Here is a 2,534-nt window from a genome sequence, read left to right as displayed (position 1 = left end):
GGCGTTGGCCGACCCGCCGAACTCGGACCGTCCGAAGGTCGCGCACCACGAGAAGCCGGTGCACGGCCGACCCGGTCGCGGCGGAGCGCGGGGACGTGGTCGGCGCCGTGCGCGGCGGGACGGCCAACCAGAAGATCAATGCCCCCGGCTCGTTCGCGCACCGCTACTACCGGGAGGACCTGCCGTTCGGGCTGCTGCCCTTCACCGCCCTCGCGGGGATCGCGGGCGTGCCCGTGCCGACCGCCGGGGCGCTGCTCACGCTGGGCGCGGCCGCGACCGGCGAGGACCCATCGGCCGAGGGCCTGAACGCCGCCCGGCTGGGACTGGCGGGCCTGGACGCGGACGGCGTCATGGCCGCCGTCGGAGCCTGAGAGGACGCATGGAACTGCCACAACGAGTGATCGCGGTCGTCGGCGGCGACGAGCGCGAACAGGAGATCGCCAGACTCGCCGCCGCCACCGGCGCGACGGTCCGGACCTACGGCTTCCCCCTGTCGGGGAGCCCGATCGCGGGCGTCGTCCCCACGGCGTCGGCGGCCGAGGCCATGGACGGCGCGGACTACGCGCTGTTCCCCATTCCGGGGATCGCCGCGGACGGCACCCTGTTCGCCCCCGCCTCCCCGGAGCCGATCCTGCCCGACGCCGGCCTGCTGGCCCGGCTCGCGCCCGGAGCGACGATCATCCTCGGCCGGTCCGACGAGCGGCTCCGCAAGGCCGCGGCCGAGCACGACGTCGCGCTGGTCGAGTACGAGCACGACACCGAGCTGATGCTGCTGCGCGGCCCCGCCATCGTGGAGGGCGCGCTGCAGATCGCCATCGCCGAGACCGACGTGACGATCCACGCCGCCGAGGTCGGCGTGGTGGGCCACGGCAACATCGGCCGCCTGCTCGCCCGCACCCTGGTCCTGCTCGGCGCACGGGTCCACCTGTTCGCCCGCAACCCGGTGCAGCGCGCCGACGCGCTCTGCGCGGGCTGCGTCCCCCACCCGCTGGACGAACTGCCCGGGCAGGCCGCCGGGCTGTCGATGCTGTTCTCGACCGTCCCCTCGCGGGTCGTCGACCGGCGGGTCCTGGAGGCGCTGCCCCCGGCGAGCCTGGTCATGGACCTGGCCGCGCCGCCCGGCGGCATCGACCTGGACGCCGCGCGGGGCCTCGGGCACCGGGCGGTGTGGGCGCGGGGGCTGGGCCGCCGCGCCCCCGTGACCGTCGGGGCCAGCCAGTGGTCCGGGATCGCCCGCCGGATCGCCGAGATCGAGAAGGGGAAGTCATGAAGGCTGATCTCGTCCTGCGCGGTGGGCGCGTCGTCACCCACACCGGTGAGTTCCACGGCGGCGTGGCGGTGCGCGACGGGCGCATCGTCGCGGTCGGCGCCGACGGCGACCTCCCGGCCGGCGCCCGGGAGATCGACCTCGACGGGCGCGCCCTGCTGCCCGGCGTCGTCGACCCGCACTGCCACTTGGGCGTCGACTACGACTACGACGACGACATGCGCACCGAGACCGCCGCCGCCGCGAGCGGCGGCGTGACCACCGTGCTGCTGTTCGCGCGCAACCCCGACGGCGGTTACGTCGACTTCTACAAGGAGCGGCGAGCCCGCGGCGAGGCGCAGTCGACCATCGACTTCGGGTTCCACTGGGGGATCCAGCGCGAGGAGCACATCCCCGACATCCCGCGGGTCGCCGCCGAGACCGGCGTCCAGTCGTTCAAGTGCCACATGGGCTACGAGCCGGGCAACCCCATCGGCATCCGCTCCTCGACGGACGCATGGGTGTTCGGGGCCATGCGCGAGGCGGCCAGGCTGCCCCGGGGCGTGGTCTCCGTGCACTGCGAGAACACCGAGCTCGCGGCCATGCTGAAGGAGGAGATGAAGGCCACCGGGCGGCAGGACCTGGGCGCCTACACCGAGTCGCGCCCGGCGTTCGTCGAGGAGGAGGCCATCGTCCGGGTCATCAAGCTCGCCGAGCTGACCGGGTGCCCCCTCTACATCGTGCACACCTCCGTCGGCCGCGGCCCGCGGATCGCCGCCGAGGCGCGCGCCCGCGGTGTGGACGTGACCGTCGAGACCTGCCCGCACTACCTGACGCGGACCGCCTACGACGACGACCTGGACGCCCGCGCCAAGATCTCCCCGCCGCTGCGCGACCGGCACGAGCAGGACGGGCTGTGGCGCGCGCTGCTGGACGGAGCCGTCGGCACGATCGGCACCGACCACGTCCCGTTCCGCAAGAACGGCGGCGACCTGTGGTCGGAGAAGCCGGGCGTGGTCTCGTTCTCATGGGAACTGCCGCTGATGCTGCACCACGGGGTGCATGAGCGGGGCCTGCCGCTCAGCGACCTGGTGCGCATGAACTCCTACAACCCGGCCCGCCGGTTCGGCCTCCTCCCGCGCAAGGGCGTGATCCAGATCGGCGCGGACGCCGATCTGGTCGTCGTCGACCTGGATGTAGGTCACGCCCACGCGAGAGGTGTCGTAGAAGGTGCGCGACCAGTAGACGCGGGACGCGTCCGGCGCGATGGCGTAGGCGAGGAAGGTGC

Annotated in this window: 3 protein-coding genes; all 3 read left to right on the top strand. The window is 73.9% G+C overall.

Annotation, left to right across the window (positions count from 1 at the left end; all coding sequences use genetic code 11):
* Positions 1-371, top strand: a 371-nt coding sequence (locus AB0C69_RS41090) for an NAD/NADP octopine/nopaline dehydrogenase family protein (RefSeq protein WP_360362075.1), incomplete at its 5' end; no start/stop codon positions are given.
* Positions 372-379: 8 nt separating this feature from the next.
* Entirely contained in the window at positions 380-1,270 is an 891-nt protein-coding gene (locus tag AB0C69_RS41085) for a dipicolinate synthase subunit DpsA (protein ID WP_360362072.1), read from the top strand.
* The coding region (locus tag AB0C69_RS41080) for an amidohydrolase family protein (RefSeq protein WP_360362069.1) at positions 1,267-2,534 on the top strand (1,268 nt) is incomplete at its 3' end. The genes AB0C69_RS41085 and AB0C69_RS41080, both read left to right, overlap by 4 nt.

The organism is Actinomadura sp. NPDC048032 (genome assembly GCF_040653175.1).
Lineage (GTDB): Bacteria > Actinomycetota > Actinomycetes > Streptosporangiales > Streptosporangiaceae > Spirillospora > Spirillospora verrucosospora.
The sequence above is the reverse complement of the archived record's forward strand: the minus strand, read 5'-3'. Positions and strand labels throughout refer to the sequence as shown.

What these genes read in the sequence shown, in the direction of transcription:
- AB0C69_RS41085 (WP_360362072.1), top strand. Translation starts at nt 380, where the DNA reads ATGGAACTGCCACAACGAGTGATCGCGGTCGTCGGCGGCGACGAGCGC.